Source organism: Amycolatopsis sp. NPDC004368 (genome assembly GCF_053602515.1).
On record NZ_JBSGDT010000050.1, the window covers coordinates 12,588 to 28,860 of the forward strand.

Genomic DNA, 16,273 nt, shown 5'->3' on the forward strand with positions numbered 1-16,273 from the left:
CACCAAGCGCAGGCTGAGTGCGCGGCAGCGCGGGCAGTCGCTCGGCGACAAGGGTGGCCGAGACGGCTCGTGGCATCCTCTAACTTCGTATGAACCCAGTCTGTTTATTACGTCCAGAGGTCTGTAACAGTTGGGGTGCGTCGGGCGATTTGAACGAAATGACAACGGAGGATCTTGACTCCTCGTCCGAAACGGTTCGCCAGGACCTGGACCTCGACGAGCAGCATGACTGGTATCAGTCAACTGAACGCCGAAATCTTCACCGCACGCGTTGGATCTCGCCGATCGCATTTATCGTAACAAACCTTCTAGTACTTCTTCTTGGATCAATTCCTTCGACGGGAAAATGGTTCTTTGACGCAAGTACCTCTGGTCAGTTCTACGCTACCGAAGCCTTCATTATATGGTTCATAATTTCAGGGGGTACGCTCTCAGCGATTCTATTTTTCTCGAACATTTTTCTTCGACGGGAATTCAAGATACGCAGAGACATATCCTCAAGAAAGAAGCTTCTTGCGCAACGCGAAGCAGAAAGCTTGACCTTGGACCTAAATTCACTTTGGCAATTAACGCAAGAGAGATTGGACCTTTACCACGATATCGCTACTGGGCAAGCTGAGCGGAGCTATAGAAACAGTCGAGCTGCCAGCATTGTGGGGTTCACTATCATCGCGATTGCGATTGTTGCAAGCGGCATATCGAATTCCCTAGGTGGTGCGCTTACGGTCGGGATCATTGGAGTGGCGGGCGGAGCTCTTGCGGGCTACGTGAGCCGCACATTCCTCAAGATGCACGAAACTTCCACCCAGCATCTAAGTTCTTACTTTGATCAACCATTACTTTTCTCTCAGCTATTGGCGGCGGAAAGGCTCCTAAATATGCTTGACGGCGAACTTCGAGCCGAGGCAGTTCGCGAAATTATTCGAGGGATCTCAGGATGCAAAGAACCAGAAGCCAAGTAGTGCGCAGTCATCTACTTAATTAGTCCACGCCACGCACTAATACGGATGGAGGCCTCGGTGTCGAGACGACGCGGCAAACCGGGACTTAGGTTGTCTTTTGACAAGAGAGAATGTGAGTGCGGGGAAAAAGAGAGAGTACTCGCACTGCCTTGCCCTTCCTGTGGACGGCGCCCCGAGAAACACGAGATTAATGCTCCTGTCCAACGTCGGCAGCGAGTTGTCCAGCAGATTAGAAATACCGACCCGGATGCAACGACCGAGTTTGCCGCTGTCGGCGCAGGCGTTTTTATTGAAGTCTTCGATGGGCTTCTCGGTTGGAACGAAGACTTCTTAAGTGCTCTAGATGACCACGAGCATGGGATTGACCGTGCCCGCGCGCTAACTGGGTATCTCCTTGGATTAGAAGCATCCTTTCGTACGTATCCGAGGCTTCGCCCATGGCGAAAATTGTACAGTCAAATAGACACCATATTGAAGAACTTGATCGGCGTCTGGTCGTCCGCACTAGACGCGTTTGAGGCACCGTCTATGCTCGCGGCTCAGAGCGCCGGCAAAGCCCTACAAAGCCACTTGGACGCTGCCTCAGCTGCAATTGATCAGTGGAATCGGGCAGAGGCTCGATTGTCCGCCAACGCTGATGTGCCGATCGAAGATCAGGTTGTCTCTGGAGCTGCGATCGCACTCGCATCGGACGAAAACAGACAGAGGTTTGCCGATGAATTAATCATTCGTTGCAGTGTTTCAGAACCTCTTCCGCCTGCAATTCGCGAGTTTGTTCTGGTCTCCATCGAGATGGCCTCGGCAGTAGGGGAAGAGGATGATTTTGTGGATATACTCGAGAAGGCCTTAGCAGCGCTGCAAGCAAGCCAAGAGGCTTCGCACCAGATTATTGAATCGTCAATATTCCAGCAAAACTTCTCGCGCTCAATTGGCGAAATGTATCGTTCCAGCAGTATGCTTCATGTGCTTGCCATGGCTTCCGGTAACGAGCGGCTCGCGATCGATGGCCTAGTCAAATCTGCCCATGCAATAGTTGAGTCGAGTACGCGACATCCAATTGCGCTCCTTGCGACATCGTTTGGCACCTTTGGGTACAGAAATGCTTTATCCAAAGGAGCATCCGAGTGCGTAAGGGTGTTGCGATCAAATGACCACCACGAGCTGACCATAGGCTTGGATCTGGATCTTAGAAACGCTGAAGCTCATCGATCTTATAAAATAGATGACGATCTCTCGATTGAAATCCTTAATGATCGAGGAAATGTTAAGCGCCGAATCAGTGCTCCGGAGCTTCTCGATTGCGTGGTTGCAGGAAATATCCTAGCGCTTGCACTAACTCTCGCAGTGATCATCTTCGCTTCGCGCGACGGAATTGAGGTTTTACCCCTTCTGGAGTCCGCGGAGAATTTGCCACTCGAGCAAAGTGTTCAGATGATGGCTATTGCGTTGGGTTGGCCCGTTCCGCGCGTCTATTTTGATCGACATGCACTACGCGTCGAAATCCACGGCGCACCCGAGCTTGAAATATCGTTTGAAGGCGACCGATCAGGGCATTTCTTGGCCGCGATCTCGATCGCAAGTCGTCTACCCTCGCACGTGCGAACACTCGACCTGTATAGCGAAAGTGGAGACCCGACTGAGATTTTTGTGGACACTGCCCGAGCGCTTTCGACAAAAAGAAATCAATTCGATAAGAGTTTGGCGTTTCTTGAGATTTTCAGCTCAATAACGAGATCTGGATCTCGAATTATTTCACGTCACCATTGGGATATGATTGTATCGACCTTGGCACGTCAATCATCCTCAACGGCCGACGTTGCGGGCCTAAGGAAACTAATCCAGCTTCGAGCCCTTCTCTTTAAAGTTGGCGACGAACATGGCGCAAATGCGCTGAATGAGACGATCGATACGTGCCGCGCCAGCATCGCCGGCCCCAAATTCGCAGCGCCGCGCGCAACGCTACCTGACCTCGGATCATTCCCCTGTGTTAGAGTATTGAGATAAGTCTAAGCAATATCAGAAGGAAAGTTGGTCAAGTCTTCGACCGAGTCGTCTGAATTTCGCTGAAAATTACCTCGCACTTCCAACTCTAGTTGTGTGATGCAGTCCGCAATAAACTCGATGGAGTCGCGCGAAGATAACGCGATCCTGTCGAGTTTAATAGTAGCCTCTTTGTACAGGTCATCCGTGTCCGTTAGGAAGATGGTCGCGGCGTGCGCCTCGCAGTGAGCAACAGCTTCCCCGTGCGTTATGGTGAAGAGACTGAAGGCGCCAGCAAAGCTAGCGTGAAAGCCGTGTCCAGTCGGGACGATCCGGAGGATCATGGATGACGTCGTGGCTTCCACACCGGCGAGAAACCGTAGTTGCCGCAACATAGTCTCATCGTTGTCGATAGTTTCCTTCGACGCGTTGACTCCGAGATAGACATGAATTGGAACAGGTGTCCGCACGAGTTGCTCGTTTCGACGCTCTGTGAGGCGAGAGATATACCTCGCCTGGGCGTCGGTGGTCCGCAAGGTGTTGCCCACGGCCGCGCGAGCGTAGTCAGGGATCTGCAGTAACGACGGAATAAGTAGTGGGCTCCAGATCGTCACGGCGCTCGCGGCGCTCAGGTGGGCAAACTCAGCCGCGAAGTGCTGCGGTGACGTCGGCGGGCCAGGGATGATCCAAGCTGGGTCGGTGGTGCCGTGCGCGAGGTCGAGCATGTGGCCTTTGCGGTCTCGGGGGACGCCGAGGGCACCGAGGATTTGAGCAACGTCGCCGGAGGTCGGGGTACGCGTGCCGCGTTCCCAGTGGGCCAGGAGCGACGGGTTGATGTCGAGGCGGCGGGCGAGTTCGCGGAGGCCGAAGTGGGCGTCTTGGCGGGCTGCGCGGAGGGTGGCGGCGAGGATTCTGATCCGTGGGGTGATGGTGGGGGTGCCGCGCATGACGGGTGGTCCTTTCAAGGCGTTGCGGGTGGTGCCGCAGTTGTGGGGGTGCGGTGTGACGTCACTCCGGCGAGTGCCGACGCGGAGCCCGTAGCGGGCGATGAATCGCGGGTTTTAGGGGCCTTCGGCGTCACGCGTCACAAGTGTCACGGTGGTGTTTGCGCAGGTGGCGGCTAGTTTGGCCGTGACGGGCGGAGTGGCGGCGGATCAGGCCGTGACGGAGGTTGTGACGCGTCCGAACGACTGATGCTCCGCGGTCAACGCGCCGGTCAAGCGGGAGTGGTGGCGGTGTTGAGGTCGTCGGCGTAGGAGTGCAGGAGGTCGGCGATGTCGGCCAGTTCGAATGCGTGGGCGCGGAGCAGTTCGACTTCTGGGCGGTCTTCCAGGAGCTGCACGATGACGTCCAGGCTGCGGCGGCTGGCTACCAGCATCGCGTCGGCGGTGGACTTGCCGGTGAGGTTCATGCGGCATCCCTAGAGACGGCCGGCACGGGGACCGGCGAGGCGAGTGGGTCCGGCCGGCTCGCGCGGGGGTGCCGGGCGCGTTGAGGCGGGCGCGGCTGCGAGCCGGCCGGAGTGTGGAGGCGACGGCGGAAGCGTCGCAAGCTCGATAGAGCGCGGTGGGTGGCGCGGGGCTTCGTCGGTTGCTGCGAGGGCGGGGCGACGAGAGCCCAGCAATGGGAGCAGACGCGGCCGGGTGGTGTCAGGCATGAGTCGACCAGCACCTGGTGGCCGCAAATTGCCTGGTAACGGCCATGCCGTTGCTCGAAGCCCTCGGCGAAGGCGGCGTCGGTGACGGCATGGTCGGCGGCGTCGATGGCGCAGTGGTGCCACGTGATGCGTGGGCGGTCGGCTGCTCCGGTGGACATCACGGCCTCCCCTACCTTGGTCGAAGTTGATGAAATTAGTCAACGCTGCGCGACGCGGGCGGGCCAGAGCACAGGTAGCGGACTTGTGCGGCAGAGATGTGGCATCGTGGTGCTTGAGCTGCGAAGAGCCCTGATATCGTGATTGCAGGAGAGGACAGGAGCGGCGAACTATGGCGATGACGAAACGACGACATGAGCTGGTTTCAGCGCGTCGTGCAGCCGGGTTCACGCAGGAGAGTTTTGCTGCGGCGCTCAGCGTTGATCGGTCCACGGTCGGGCGGTGGGAGAGCTGGGAGAACGAGCCCTCGCCGTACCTTTGGCCGAAGATGGCGAAGCTGTTGGAGATCTCGACGGCGGAGCTGCGCGGGTTCATCAGCCCAGGGGGCAAGAACTCTGCGGCGCCGGAGCTTGAGTCGGCGTTCGGCTGGCTCGATAGGCGCGCCGGGTGGAACGCCGGGACGTCGAGCCGGCGTGCTGCGGATGCTGCGCCAGCGCCGATCGGAAGAGTCGGCCGGAGTGAGGCTGCCGGCAGGCTCATGAGGTACTACGGCAAGCCGCCGGCCGGATTCCGGTACTACGGCGCAGATGTCGGTGACATTGAGGTCGATACCACCATCTTCAGTCGCCAGAGCTGGTTGGAGGGCACGTTTCTGCTGACGGCTGAGCATGACCGGCTCAAGCTGCGGCCCGGCGCCAACCAGCCGGAGCGGCCGTTCGATCAGAACGCCGCGGTCGAGCGGCTCGCGGCCGTGGCGGCGGGCGAGGTTCGGATCGCTGACATTCCGCTGTACCGACTGGTCGACTTCGAGTTCGGCGCCGACGGCGTGCGCGGGGCCGTGACCACCGAGTCGTTCGTGGAGTATGCGTTGGGTGTCGATCTCCTCGAAGGCGAACTGAGCGAGAGTCGCGCAGCGCCGCTTCGGGACACCTACTTGCCGGATCTGGCGCACGTGCTCGACGTTGACCGGAGGTTCTGCGCCGGCGGCGTGCTCGCGTTGACGGCGATCGCGCGGCCGGCCGATCCCTTCCGTGGCGGTCGGGACTACGTGCTACTCGTGCAGGAGAGGTCGGCGCGGGTGGTCAACGGTGCCGGCCGTCTCGCGGTGATCCCGAAGGCGTTCCACCGACCGCTGGCTGATCACCGGGCCGACGCGAGGATCGGGGCGACGTTGCGCCGCGAGCTGGAAGAGGAGCTGTTCGGTCGGGTGGACGTCGACAACACGGCCGGGCCGCAGCGGGTCGCGGATCCGATGCATCCGACGCGGCTGTCAGAGCCGATGCGGTGGCTCATGGAGCAGCCAGACCGTCTACGGATGGAGTGCACGGGGTTCGGGTTCAACCTGGTCAGCGGCAACTACGAGTTCGCCAGCCTGGTCGTGATCGAGGACGAGGAGTTCTGGCCGAGATTTGGCGGCGCCGTTGAGGCGAACTGGGAGGCGGCAGGGCTCCGGCTGTATTCCACTCTCGATGACGAGCTGGTCAGCGAACTCGTCACCGATGAATTGTGGAGCAACGAAGGTCTGTTCGCATTTCTTCAGGGAATTCGGCGACTTCGAGAGATCGGCGGCGACAGGGTGTCGTTGCCGCCGGTCGAATTACACGGCTGACGGCCAGCGAACTGTGAGAACCACGGAGTCGGCCAGCGCTTCCCAAGAATGGTCGACGCCCGCGCCCCACATCACGTAGTCGCCTTGGCGATTCATGGTCTTCGTGCCGCCCGTGACGTCGACGCGGAACTCGCCCGAGACGAGCATCACCAGCGTGGTGCGCTGGTCATCAGCGGTCCACTCCGGACGTTTGTCGCCCGCAGGGTGGTTGGCCCACTTGACTTCCACGTCCTGGGATGCGCGGACGCCCTGCGACGGGTCGATGAAGTGACCGACCAGCCAGCCGCGGGTGTCGGCGGCGTCTTCGTTTGCGTTGCCGGCGGTCCAACCGTCGCTCACTGGCTGATCTCCCATTCGATCTCGGGCAGTTTCACGCGCTCTCCGCCGATTTGCGCGAGGCGTCGGAGTCCCTGCGTCATGGCGAACAGTCCTTCGTTGCTCCACGCTACATCACTCAGTAACTCGGTGACGAGTTCGGTGTCGGTAGTCGAATACTGGCGGAGAGTGGCGGATTCCCAGTTTGCTTCGACCACTCCCCCGTAGCGTTCCCAGAATTCTTCGTCGTCGATGACAATCAGGCTGGCGAATTCGTAGTTGCCGCTGACAAGGTTCAGGCCGAAGCCTGTGCACTCCATACGTAGGCGGTCGGGCTCGGCCATGAGCCAGCGCATCGGTTCGGTGAGCCTGGTCGGGTGGAGTGGGTCCGCGGCGAGTTGCTCGGTCACCGTGTTGTCGATGTCCGGGCGCCCGAACAGCTCCTCCTCCATCTCGCGGCGGAGCGTGATACCGACCTGTGCGTCTCGGCGGACGTCGGTGAGCGGCTGGTGGAAGCCCTTCGGGATCACGGCCAGGCGCCGGGCGGCGTTGAGGACGTTGCCGGAGCGCTCCTGGACGAGCAGGAGGTAATCAGCCTCGCCGCGGTAGGGGTCCGCGGGGCGAGCGATGGCGGTAAGCGCGAGGACCCCGCCTGCGGTGAGACGACTGCCCGTGTCCAGCACAGACCGCAGGTCCGGCAAGTAGTGATCCCGAAGCGGCAGGGCGGTTGAGCCGGCGGCGACGGCGTCGACGAGTTCGCCTTCGAGCAGGTCGACGGTCAGGGCGTAGTGGACGAATTGGGACATGCCGAACGTGCCGCCGAGGTGGTGTTCACGAATGTCCGTGTCCAGCAGGCGGTAGATGGGGCTGTCCGTGAGCCGGGTGTTCATGGCCAGGGTCTCGGCGAGCCGCTGAATGGCTCGGCCGGCTGCGTGCTCGTCCAGCGTCAGGTCCGCTTCGGGCTGGGCCTTCGGGACGCGGAAGGCGTCGTACGGCGGGCGCAACTCACAGTCGAGGTCTAGCCAGTCTGCGCAGGTCAGGACGCTGGTGTTCACGGCGAGATCGCCGCATCGCGCCATGAACAGGCCGTGGTCGTCGAGTCGGCTGCCGTAGTACGTGGCCAGTGCTTCGGCAGTGCCGCGCTGGCTGACCCATCCTCGGCGGGTGCCGCGGTCGTGAAGGTCCTGCACGTCCAGAGCCGCCAGCCGGTCAGCGACGGCAGCGCGCGCGGTGCCCGGTGTCCAGCCGGCGTGCTTGTCGAGCCATTCGAGCGCTGCGCCGATGTGGGGATCCGCGGAGAGCCGTTCATCGGTTGGACTCGGCTCCGAGGCCGTAGTTCCGACGTGTTCAGCGAACCGGGCGCGTTCTGCCGTGGTCGCCTGCTCTAGCGCGGTGTCGAGGAGCTGTTGCATCTCGGACTTCGGCCGCAGGTCGGGCTTCTGGTGCCACCCCGCCACGGTGCGCGCGGCGATGCCGAGGCGCTCGGCGAAGCGCTCATTGCTCAGGCGCAGTGCCGCTTGAAGCGCGGACGCCGTCCGCCCGGTCCATTGATCAGCCGATTTCACCGGTCAGCAGTCCTCTAACGCCGAATGTGCAGTGGATGTGCAGTGGTCCTGCGCTGGTCGTGCATGGGATGGGCGGCCGTTTCGGCATTGAATTCCCAGTATGCAAATCACCTGGTTCACCAGCCCGAATTGCCCGCCGCTATCGCTTCGGCTCAACGTGTTTGACCACCGTCGCGAGGCTCGATTGGACGTCGGCCAGCCGCTCGGTGATCTCGGCCAGCCGCTCTTCGAGCGCGGCGAGGCGGTCGCGGAGCTCGCCGCCGTCGTCCACGGGCTCGTCGGGATGCGGCGGGGTGCGGTTTTGCAGCACTGCCAGCAGGTGTTGCGGGTGCCAGCCGAGCGTGGTGGACAAAGCTTCGAGCGTGCGCGCGCTCCGTCTGCGCTCCACCGTGTGGTGCTGCAGCTCGCGCACGATCGCCTGCGACACGTGCGACCGCTCGGCCAGCTCGCGTTGCCGCCAGCCCAGCTCGTTCACGCGCATATCGATCGCCTTCGCGACCGCAGCCCAGTCCTCCGTCACGTATTCCTCCGCGCTCCGCCTCAGCGCCGAGATTAGCGGTTCATCGCGCTTTCACCGCGCCGGATAGCGACCCTGCTGCGGCGCGTCGGACAAACACGTCCGACTTAGAGCTGAAATTAACAACATAGTCTTGAAATCATCAGATTGGTCTTTCTCATGAACTCGCAAATCACCTTTCATTCCCTTCACGAAGCTGCCTGGATTCTCGGTGTCTCCCGCGGCGCGGTCAGCCGGGCGATCCGGACCGGGACCCTGCGCACGACCCGATGCCGGAACGGGCTTCGTGTGTCCTCGGCTGAGCTGAACCGCCTGCTCGGAGGTGCTCGATGAGCACGGATGAGCTGCGGTTGATCGGCATCGCGTGGCGCCTGGACCGGCTGCGTTGGGTCCCCACAGACGTGCTGCACAAGATCGTGACCAGCGACGGAGCCTGTATGTGGCCGCCGCCGGACGAGGATCCGCCCGACGCTCGCGATGACCAGGAGTTGGCCGAACGGCTGTGCGGTGGCTGCCCGGTCCGGGACGAGTGCTTAGAGCTGGAGTTGCGCACCGGTGGCGCCGACACCGTCGGCGTCTGGGGCGGGCTGACCGACGACGACCGGCGCGCGCTGCATCCGCACTGGCTGAGCCGCGGCGAGCGGATCGATCGAGGTGAGCGATGAACGGCCTCACCGTGACGCCCACGCAGATCCTCGCCGGCGTCGGCGTTCTGCTCGTGTTGTTCTGGGTCTGGCGGGCGGGCTCCCGTCGGGCGAAGGCTGCCGCCGAAGCCGCTCGGAGCGGGGCGCGGCTGGTGTCGCTGGCTGGGCGGGTGCTGTTCAACGCCGGGTTGATCGTCGCTGTTCAGTGGGTGGTGATCGCTCACGCGGGTTCCGGGTGGTTGCTGCTCGCGGTGCTTGGGCTGCCGGCGTTGTTCGCGGCGTACGCGCTGACTCGTGCCATGACCGTGACGACCGCCGACACGTCGAAGCGGGGTGGTCGGCGATGACGCGGGCTCAACGGCTGGCCCGGGACGCGGCGGAGGCCGCCGAGGTGCGGGCGTACCAGACGGATCCGGACGTCGTCGCGCTGCGGATCGAGCGGGTGCGGCGGCAGGTCGACTGGATGTGCTGGTCGGGCATCGTGCTCGGGTTGGCGTTCACGATGACCAACGTGCAGGGGTTCGCGTCGGCAGGGACCCGGGCGTGGTCGCTGCCGTGGGTGGCAGCGTGGGTGCTGGATCCGACGGTGTCGTTGGTGTTGCTGGCGATCCTGCGGGCGGAGCAGGTGACCGCGCGGTACCAGGTTCGTACGGGTGCGTGGGTGCGGCGGGCGAAATGGCTCACGCTCGCGGCCACCTACGTCATGAATACCTGGACGTCGTTCGTGGCCGGTGAGCCGGCGGCGATCGTGCTGCACTCCGTGCCGCCGCTGGTGGTGTTCGTCGCGGTCGAGGCGATCACGGATCTTCGGGACAAGCTGACTGACGCGGTGCTCGTCGCTGCTGAACGGCAGGCCGTTCATGAGGACGAGGCCATGAACCCGGGGCGGCGGGTGCTGTTCGCGGACTACCTCGCGATTGCTCGGGAGAGCTGGGCGCCGAACGTCGAGATCACGCCGGCATGGGTGCGCCGGGCGACGGGGTGTTCACGTGGGTTGTCACCGCGGCTGGCTCGGGCGTTGCGGGCGGAGGTGGCCAATGGCTGACTCGTTGCCGGTCAAGGCGGACCCTGTGTTGGACGGGGAGCTGGTTGACGACACGTTGCCGCAACCGCGGCCGCGCGCGTCGCGGCGGGAGCGGTTTGTGTTCTGGTGGCTCCACTCGCCGCGGGTGCCGTTGTGGTTGAAGCGTCGGGATCAGGCTCGGCAGGCTGTCAAGGATTTCGTTGTCGGTGTGCTTCGCTCGCCGTTTCGGTTGGTTGGCGCGGTGTTCCGCGGTCTTGTGCTCGGCGTTCGCTGGTGGCGTGGCTGGGTGACCGTGCGGGACTTCCGGGAGGCCGCCGAGCAAGCGGAGAAGTTGGCGGACAAGTTCGGGGACATCAGGGCGTTGACGCTGTTCCGATGGAAGGTCACCGCCGCGGTGGCGATCGCGACAGCGGTGGTGGTCGCGCTCGGGGATCTGTTGTACGGCGAAGTCGCGTTGTGGGTGATCGGCGGCGGGGCCGCGCTGGCGTTGGCGATCCTCGGGCGCCAGAAAGAAGGCAGCCCGGGTCGCAAGGCAGTCTTGTCGGGGCCGCGGACGCTCACCTGGACTATGGATCCGCAGGTTCTGGTGGACGCGTTCCGTGACGCGAAGCTGATTGGCAAGGACGAGACGTTGCGCCTGGTCCAGCGTGCGACCCGGATGGGGTTCGGGTGGGCGATCATCGTTGACTTGCCGGCAACGCGCAAGGCTGCGGACGTGATCAAGAACCGGGAGGCGTTGGCTTCGGCGCTCGCTGTCGATGAGGTTCAGCTGATCGTCGAGCGGGTGCGTGGGAACGGCGGGCACGCGGGGCGGGTGTCGATGTGGGTGGCGGATGAAGATCCGTACGCGGCTCCGCCGATCCGGACGCCACTGCTGCAGGTTGAACGGTGGGATGCTTGGCGGCCGGTCCCGTTTGGACGGGATGCGCGGGATCGGCGTGTGGACCTTCCGCTGGTCTGGACGTCGTTGTTGGTTGGTGCAATTCCTCGGCAGGGTAAGACGTTCGCGACGCGCCTTGCCGCGGCTGGGTTGATCCTCGATCCGTACACCCGGCTTTACGTGGCCGATTTCAAGGCCGGGAAGGACTGGGACGCGGCGGCACGGGTCGCCCATCGGTTCATGTCGGGCGACGAGTCCGCGCACGTTCTGGCGTTGGCTGGATGGCTCGTCGAGCTGGTCGGCGAGGTGCAGGGGCGGTACAGGCGGATGCGGGAACTCGACGACGAGACGTGCCCGGAGTCGAAGGTGACGCCGGAGATGTCGCGGGACCGGACGTTGGACATGCCCATTACGGCGGTGGTGATCGATGAGGTGCAGGTTCCGTTGGAGGATCGGACGGCCGTCAAGGTGGAGGGGAAGGCGCTGACGGCCGGCGAGTACGTCGGTGAGCTGCTGACGTGGCTGGCTAAGAAGGGGCCGGCGGCCGGGATCGTGCTGGCGCTGGCGACTCAGCGGCCGGACTCGAAGACAATTCCGTCCGGGCTCCGCGCCGTGCTTGGGTCGCGGTTCGCGCTTCGCGTCATGGATTGGCGGGACAGCAACATCGTGCTCGGCGAGCAGATGAACACCCGTGGGTATGACAGCAGCCGGCTGCTTGCGTCGCACAAGGGCGTGGGGATCCTGCGGCCGGACGGCGACACGCAGGCCGGCGCCGACGTACTCGCGCTGACGGTGCGGACCTACTACATGCCGAACGAGGACTGGCAGACCATCTGCCGGCGTGGTCGAGAGCTGCGCGAGGCCGAGCGGACGCTGACCGGGCACGCGGCCGGCTCCGATCTGGCGATCGAGAACACCCTGAAGGTGATCGACTCGGGTGAGACGCCGCCAGAGCCGGTCAAGCTGCCGGGGTCACTGGGAGCCTTGGCGGCGCATCTGGACGGCGACGCGCGAGAGTTCGTACCAACATTTGAGCTGGTCGAGGCGCTGGCGATCGATCCGAAGGACTTTGCGCAGCTCATGGCCGATATCGGATGCCAACGGGTTCGAGGCCGCGTCCCGCGCGAAGGCAGCGGCGTTCGCCAAGTTCGCGGCTACCTGACAGCTGAAATCAGGACATCTCTCGATCGAGTGGCACGCCAAGCTGCACCGGCGACCGAGGATGATCGGCAATGAGCGCGACGCACTCGGACGACCACCAGATTCGGGTTATCCTACCTGCGGGATTGCCAAAGCTGACGCCCGCCGTAGCGCGTGCGCTGCTCGCCGTCCTGATCGAGCTGACTGAGGCGCCGGTACCGGATGAACCGGCGGAGGAGGTGAACCGTGGCAGCTGAAATCGTCAGCGACCCGTGGACGACGCTGGACGAGGTCCTGGGGCTCGAAGTCGCTGAGCCAGACGACGGGGTAGGAACCCTGGCGGTGTACGGCCGATGCTCGACCGAGGACAACCAGGACCCGGAGACTTCGCGCGGCTGGCAGGTCGGGAACGCGCGGAAGTTCGTCGAACCCCTCGGCGGTCAGGTCGTGGCCGAGTTCTTCGACATCGGGCAGTCGCGGTCCGTTCCGTGGGAGCGGCGGGTCGAAGGCGCGCGCCTGCTCGCCGAGCTGAAGAATCCGCGTCGCGGGTGGGATGCGATCGTGGTCGGCGAGGGTACGCGGTGCTGGTTCGGCAACCAGTTCTCGCTGATCGCGCCGAAGTTCGCTGCCTACGGCGTCGATCTGTGGGTGCCGGAGTTGGGCGGGAAGTACGACCCGCGGAACCCGTCGCACAAGTTGCTGATGAGCGTGCTCGGCGGCATGAGCGAATCGGAGCGCCAACACGTCCAGGCACGCGTCCGCGCGGCGATGGATGCCCAGGTGATCAACGAAGGACGTCACCAGGGCGGCCGCGCGCCGTACGGGTACAAGGTCGTCGACGGCGGTCCGCACCCGAATCCGCGTAAGGCAGCGGAAGGATTCCGGTTGCGGGTGTTGGAGATCGAAGAAGAGACCGCCGGCGTCGTGCGCCGGATCTTCGCCGAGTACCTGGACGGCAACGGCGATCGAGCGATCGCGAACCTTTTGAACGTGGAGAGGATTCCGTGTCCGTCGGAGCGTCGGCCGGAGCAGAATCGGCACCGGCGCGCGGATGGATGGCAAGGCAGTTCTGTGCGCGCGATTCTGGATAACCCGCGATACACCGGATACGCGATCTTCGGGCGCTGGACGAAGCATGAGACGCTGTTGGATCCCGATGACGTGGCCGCTGGGCATGTGGTGCGGTTTCGACGGTCCGACCCGGATCGCGTCGTTCGGTCACGAGTGCCGGCCCACCCGGAGATCATCTCCGTGGAAACCTTCACGCAGGCACAGCTTCTGCGGCGTTCGAAGTCCGCCGGCGGACTCGCGACCGCGCGTAAGGCGGAGCGGGGAGGACGGACGACTGCGCGTTCCTACTTGCTCCGCGGTCTCGTGCGCTGCGGGGTCTGCGGACGGAAGATGCAAGGCGCGACAATCAGGAAGGGCGCCTACTACCGCTGCACCTCGCGGACCATGGCGCCCGGGTCCCTGAAACTGGCGGATCATCCGACGACGGTCAACCTCCGTGAATCGGTTGTAGTCGAAGCAATCAACGGGTGGATCGGCGAGCTGTTCCACCGGGACAACGTCGACAAGACGGCGGCAGCGCTTCTCGGGTCGAACGGCACCGGCGCGGGCGGCAACTTCGAAGCTGCACGCAACCGGCTTGCGGACGCCGAAGCCCGACTCAAGCGCTACCAGGCAGCCATTGCCGCCGGAGTCGACCCGGCGGCGCTTGTCGACCCGATCAACCAAGCGCAGGCCGAGTGCGCGGCGGCGCGGGCGCAGATTGACACGATCCCCGCAGAGTCAAACGTGACGGTCGCCGAGATCTACGCGAGGATTGATGCCCTCGGCGACGTCTGCGGGACGGTGGCCGACGCGACGACGGCAGGCTTGAGCCGCCTGTACCGTGCGCTGAACCTTGAACTACGCTACGAACCAAAAGAGCTGGTCGTCTATGCGACGACCAGCCCCGGTGTAGATAGTGCGTGTGTCCGAGGGGGGACTTGAACCCCCACGCCCGTTAAGGGCACTAGCACCTCAAGCTAGCGCGTCTGCCATTCCGCCACTCGGACTTGCTGATGAAGAGAGTATACGACCGCTGGAGGGCCGTTTTCAGGGGGGTGTCACCTGGTGTTCAAGAGGCGGATGGGACGATAATCCGTTTTGATCACGAGGGGTGCACTCTCGCATAGTGACTGGTCAGGGTGGTTTTCGGGCGAAGGCTAGGTCGTTGTGGGGACAGATGTCGTAGGCCTCGTGCCGGTGGGCGTGGTTCGCGAGGGGCGGGGTGGTGGCGAGAGAGGTGCCCGGCGGGGCCGCTCCGGGAGGACTGGGCGCAGCCGTGGGGCGAGGTGGATGTGCAGGTGGAGTACTGGCGTCGCCGCCTGGTTTGGCTGTTTGCACTGGAGCCGAGTTCGAGTGCCAGCGTGAGGTTACGTGCGGCGCAGGGACTCAGAGGTCGCGGTGGGGATTTCGGCCAGGTGAGTTGATGACCGTTTTCGGGGTGCCAGGCGAGGCCGAGTGTGCCACCCACGTCGGCAGGGTCGAGGCGGGAGCGGCCGGCACGGGCAGGACTTGCCGACGCGGTGGGAGAACGGCAGACGAGTGCGGTGAGGGTCGCGCGTCGAGATGTACTGGTGGGGTGATGAGCGCGCGGCAGGGTCGCGTGGGGCCGGGGTCAACGTAGCGAGGCTAGGGGGGTGGCCCGAACCTATCGATTTACGATAGATTTCCATCGTGAGTCGATTGGAGGGCGAACTGTGGGGAAGGTGACGGTGCAGGCGCTGAGGGTGGTGCTTGTGGTGGTGTTCGTGGGGACGTTGTTCGTGCAGGTGGGGATGGTGGTGGCGTTTGCGGTGAAGCCCGAGGACGGGACGATGCCGCTCACGGCGTTGCGGGTGATGGTGATCGTGGGGATGGGGGCGGTGCAGCTCGCGGTGTGGTGTGTGGGGCGGTTGGTGGGGATGGTGCGGCGCGGGACGGTCTTTTCGCACGCGGCGTTTCGGTATGTGGATGGGGTGATCGGGGCGATTGTGGCCGCGGCGGTTGTGTGGTTTGCGGTGACGATCGTGAATGCGCCGGGACAGCGGGACGATCCCGGGGTCACGCTGATCATGGGCGGGATCGGGGTGGCGATTCTCGGGGTCGCGTTGGTTGTGGTCGTGTTGCGGATGTTGTTGGCACAGGCGGTGGCCCGGGATGGTGAGGCGGCGCGGATGCGGTCGGAGTTGGATGAGGTGATCTGATGCCGATCGCAGTGGACATTGATGTGATGTTGGCGCGGAGGAAGATGTCGGTGGGGGAACTGGCGGAGCGGGTGGGGATTACGCCGGCCAATTTGGCGGTGCTCAAGAACGGGCGGGCCAAAGCGGTGAGGTTCGCGACGTTGTCCGCGTTGTGCGAGGTGCTCGAGTGTCAGCCTGGTGATTTGTTGCGGTGGGAAGCCGAGGGCATCTCGGAAGCGTGTTGAGATACGGGGGCCGCGGTGGAGCGTGGCGGGAGGTCGCAGGCCGGTGGGCTGTGGTCGTCAGGGCGGCGACGCGGGTGACTCTCGGGTGACAGCGCGCTGGTGAGGAGTGTCTGTCTCCTGTTTCGGGGGGCAGCGATTCGACGGCAGGGGCAAAGGTCCCGCCCCCTATCGGCGGATGGTCGCGAGGAGATCCTGAGGGCACCGCTCGTGAGCAGGTCGGTCCTGCGGCCGACAGCGACGTCAACGAGGTGGGGCTGGGCCGGCGAGTCCGGCTCGGCCCGCTGCTTGGGCCGGCAGAGGTTCACGCCGGACCGGACGGGCCCTTCGATCTCGGTCTGCGCGCCCAACGCATCCCGCACGTCGACGG

At 63.8% G+C, this 16,273-nt stretch carries 16 protein-coding genes and 1 tRNA gene; 11 read left to right on the forward strand and 6 right to left on the reverse strand.

The features are described from left to right. Positions 1 to 158 precede the first annotated feature (158 nt). A complete protein-coding gene (locus tag ACWEOE_RS38775) occupies positions 159 to 962 on the forward strand; it encodes a TRADD-N-associated membrane domain-containing protein (protein WP_452018260.1) in 804 nt (267 codons plus the stop codon). Positions 963 to 1,019: 57 nt separating this feature from the next. Beyond that, entirely contained in the window at positions 1,020 to 2,966 is a 1,947-nt protein-coding gene (locus ACWEOE_RS38780; protein WP_452018262.1) for a hypothetical protein, read from the forward strand. Between the two features lie 2 nt (positions 2,967 to 2,968). On the opposite strand, the gene ACWEOE_RS38785 is transcribed toward ACWEOE_RS38780, so the two are convergent. Beyond that, positions 2,969 to 3,889, reverse strand: coding sequence for a helix-turn-helix domain-containing protein (locus ACWEOE_RS38785; RefSeq protein ID WP_452018264.1), 921 nt, complete (start codon positions 3,887 to 3,889; stop codon positions 2,969 to 2,971). Between the two features lie 269 nt (positions 3,890 to 4,158). Beyond that, a complete protein-coding gene (locus ACWEOE_RS38790) occupies positions 4,159 to 4,353 on the reverse strand; it encodes a hypothetical protein (RefSeq protein ID WP_452018266.1) in 195 nt (64 codons plus the stop codon). Between the two features lie 574 nt (positions 4,354 to 4,927). On the opposite strand from ACWEOE_RS38790, the gene ACWEOE_RS38795 reads away from it, so the two are divergent. Continuing rightward, on the forward strand, positions 4,928 to 6,364 hold the full coding sequence (locus ACWEOE_RS38795; RefSeq protein WP_452018268.1) for a helix-turn-helix domain-containing protein: 1,437 nt from the start codon (positions 4,928 to 4,930) through the stop codon (positions 6,362 to 6,364). Here the strand turns inward: ACWEOE_RS38795 and ACWEOE_RS38800 are convergent. The 3 genes from ACWEOE_RS38800 to ACWEOE_RS38810 all read right to left on the reverse strand — a co-directional run bounded on the left by ACWEOE_RS38800 (position 6,353) and on the right by ACWEOE_RS38810 (position 8,764). Then, positions 6,353 to 6,703, reverse strand: coding sequence for a signal peptidase I (locus ACWEOE_RS38800; RefSeq protein WP_452018270.1), 351 nt, complete (start codon positions 6,701 to 6,703; stop codon positions 6,353 to 6,355). The two genes, ACWEOE_RS38795 and ACWEOE_RS38800, sit on opposite strands and share 12 nt — an antisense overlap. Beyond that, positions 6,700 to 8,244 carry a transcriptional regulator gene (locus ACWEOE_RS38805; protein WP_452018272.1) on the reverse strand — a complete coding sequence of 515 codons (1,545 nt, stop codon included), beginning with the start codon at positions 8,242 to 8,244 and terminating at the stop codon, positions 6,700 to 6,702. The genes ACWEOE_RS38800 and ACWEOE_RS38805 overlap by 4 nt, the downstream gene beginning before the upstream one ends. A 139-nt stretch (positions 8,245 to 8,383) precedes the next feature. Beyond that, on the reverse strand, positions 8,384 to 8,764 hold the full coding sequence (locus ACWEOE_RS38810) for an XRE family transcriptional regulator (protein ID WP_326835084.1): 381 nt from the start codon (positions 8,762 to 8,764) through the stop codon (positions 8,384 to 8,386). A 326-nt stretch (positions 8,765 to 9,090) separates the two neighbouring features. On the opposite strand from ACWEOE_RS38810, the gene ACWEOE_RS38815 reads away from it, so the two are divergent. Genes ACWEOE_RS38815 through ACWEOE_RS38840 form a run of 6 tightly spaced genes read left to right on the forward strand, consistent with a single transcriptional unit; the run spans position 9,091 to position 14,444 of the window. Further along, positions 9,091 to 9,426: a WhiB family transcriptional regulator gene (locus ACWEOE_RS38815; protein ID WP_452018275.1), complete on the forward strand. Its 336-nt coding sequence runs from the start codon at positions 9,091 to 9,093 to the stop codon at positions 9,424 to 9,426. Continuing rightward, complete coding sequence (locus tag ACWEOE_RS38820) at positions 9,423 to 9,752, forward strand: hypothetical protein (protein WP_452018277.1); 330 nt, start codon at positions 9,423 to 9,425, stop codon at positions 9,750 to 9,752. Before ACWEOE_RS38815 ends, ACWEOE_RS38820 begins: the two co-directional genes overlap by 4 nt. Next, positions 9,749 to 10,450: a hypothetical protein gene (locus ACWEOE_RS38825; RefSeq protein ID WP_452018279.1), complete on the forward strand. Its 702-nt coding sequence runs from the start codon at positions 9,749 to 9,751 to the stop codon at positions 10,448 to 10,450. The genes ACWEOE_RS38820 and ACWEOE_RS38825 overlap by 4 nt, the downstream gene beginning before the upstream one ends. Next, on the forward strand, positions 10,443 to 12,545 hold the full coding sequence (locus tag ACWEOE_RS38830) for a cell division protein FtsK (protein WP_452018281.1): 2,103 nt from the start codon (positions 10,443 to 10,445) through the stop codon (positions 12,543 to 12,545). Before ACWEOE_RS38825 ends, ACWEOE_RS38830 begins: the two co-directional genes overlap by 8 nt. Then, positions 12,542 to 12,706 (forward strand): hypothetical protein, encoded by a 165-nt coding sequence (locus ACWEOE_RS38835; protein ID WP_452018283.1) that lies wholly within the window; start codon positions 12,542 to 12,544, stop codon positions 12,704 to 12,706. Before ACWEOE_RS38830 ends, ACWEOE_RS38835 begins: the two co-directional genes overlap by 4 nt. Beyond that, positions 12,696 to 14,444: a recombinase family protein gene (locus tag ACWEOE_RS38840; RefSeq protein WP_452018285.1), complete on the forward strand. Its 1,749-nt coding sequence runs from the start codon at positions 12,696 to 12,698 to the stop codon at positions 14,442 to 14,444. The genes ACWEOE_RS38835 and ACWEOE_RS38840 overlap by 11 nt, the downstream gene beginning before the upstream one ends. On the opposite strand, the gene ACWEOE_RS38845 is transcribed toward ACWEOE_RS38840, so the two are convergent. After that, positions 14,426 to 14,509: transfer RNA gene (locus ACWEOE_RS38845), tRNA-Leu, on the reverse strand. The two genes, ACWEOE_RS38840 and ACWEOE_RS38845, sit on opposite strands and share 19 nt — an antisense overlap. A 696-nt stretch (positions 14,510 to 15,205) precedes the next feature. Between ACWEOE_RS38845 and ACWEOE_RS38850 the strand changes: the two genes are divergently transcribed. Both ACWEOE_RS38850 and ACWEOE_RS38855 read left to right on the forward strand, forming a co-directional pair. Continuing rightward, a complete protein-coding gene (locus tag ACWEOE_RS38850; protein WP_452018287.1) occupies positions 15,206 to 15,682 on the forward strand; it encodes a DUF2975 domain-containing protein in 477 nt (158 codons plus the stop codon). Beyond that, positions 15,682 to 15,906 carry a helix-turn-helix domain-containing protein gene (locus ACWEOE_RS38855; RefSeq protein WP_452018289.1) on the forward strand — a complete coding sequence of 75 codons (225 nt, stop codon included), beginning with the start codon at positions 15,682 to 15,684 and terminating at the stop codon, positions 15,904 to 15,906. Before ACWEOE_RS38850 ends, ACWEOE_RS38855 begins: the two co-directional genes overlap by 1 nt. Positions 15,907 to 16,273: the final 367 nt, after the last annotated feature.

Bases quoted from the DNA above. Each gene is read 5' to 3' on its own strand.
- ACWEOE_RS38775 (WP_452018260.1), top strand. From the start codon at position 159: ATGACAACGGAGGATCTTGACTCCTCGTCCGAAACGGTTCGCCAGGAC.
- ACWEOE_RS38785 (WP_452018264.1), bottom strand. From the start codon at position 3,889: ATGCGCGGCACCCCCACCATCACCCCACGGATCAGAATCCTCGCCGCC.
- ACWEOE_RS38790 (WP_452018266.1), bottom strand. From the start codon at position 4,353: ATGAACCTCACCGGCAAGTCCACCGCCGACGCGATGCTGGTAGCCAGC.
- ACWEOE_RS38795 (WP_452018268.1), top strand. From the start codon at position 4,928: ATGGCGATGACGAAACGACGACATGAGCTGGTTTCAGCGCGTCGTGCA.
- ACWEOE_RS38815 (WP_452018275.1), top strand. From the start codon at position 9,091: ATGAGCACGGATGAGCTGCGGTTGATCGGCATCGCGTGGCGCCTGGAC.
- ACWEOE_RS38820 (WP_452018277.1), top strand. From the start codon at position 9,423: ATGAACGGCCTCACCGTGACGCCCACGCAGATCCTCGCCGGCGTCGGC.
- ACWEOE_RS38825 (WP_452018279.1), top strand. From the start codon at position 9,749: ATGACGCGGGCTCAACGGCTGGCCCGGGACGCGGCGGAGGCCGCCGAG.
- ACWEOE_RS38830 (WP_452018281.1), top strand. From the start codon at position 10,443: ATGGCTGACTCGTTGCCGGTCAAGGCGGACCCTGTGTTGGACGGGGAG.
- ACWEOE_RS38835 (WP_452018283.1), top strand. From the start codon at position 12,542: ATGAGCGCGACGCACTCGGACGACCACCAGATTCGGGTTATCCTACCT.
- ACWEOE_RS38855 (WP_452018289.1), top strand. From the start codon at position 15,682: ATGCCGATCGCAGTGGACATTGATGTGATGTTGGCGCGGAGGAAGATG.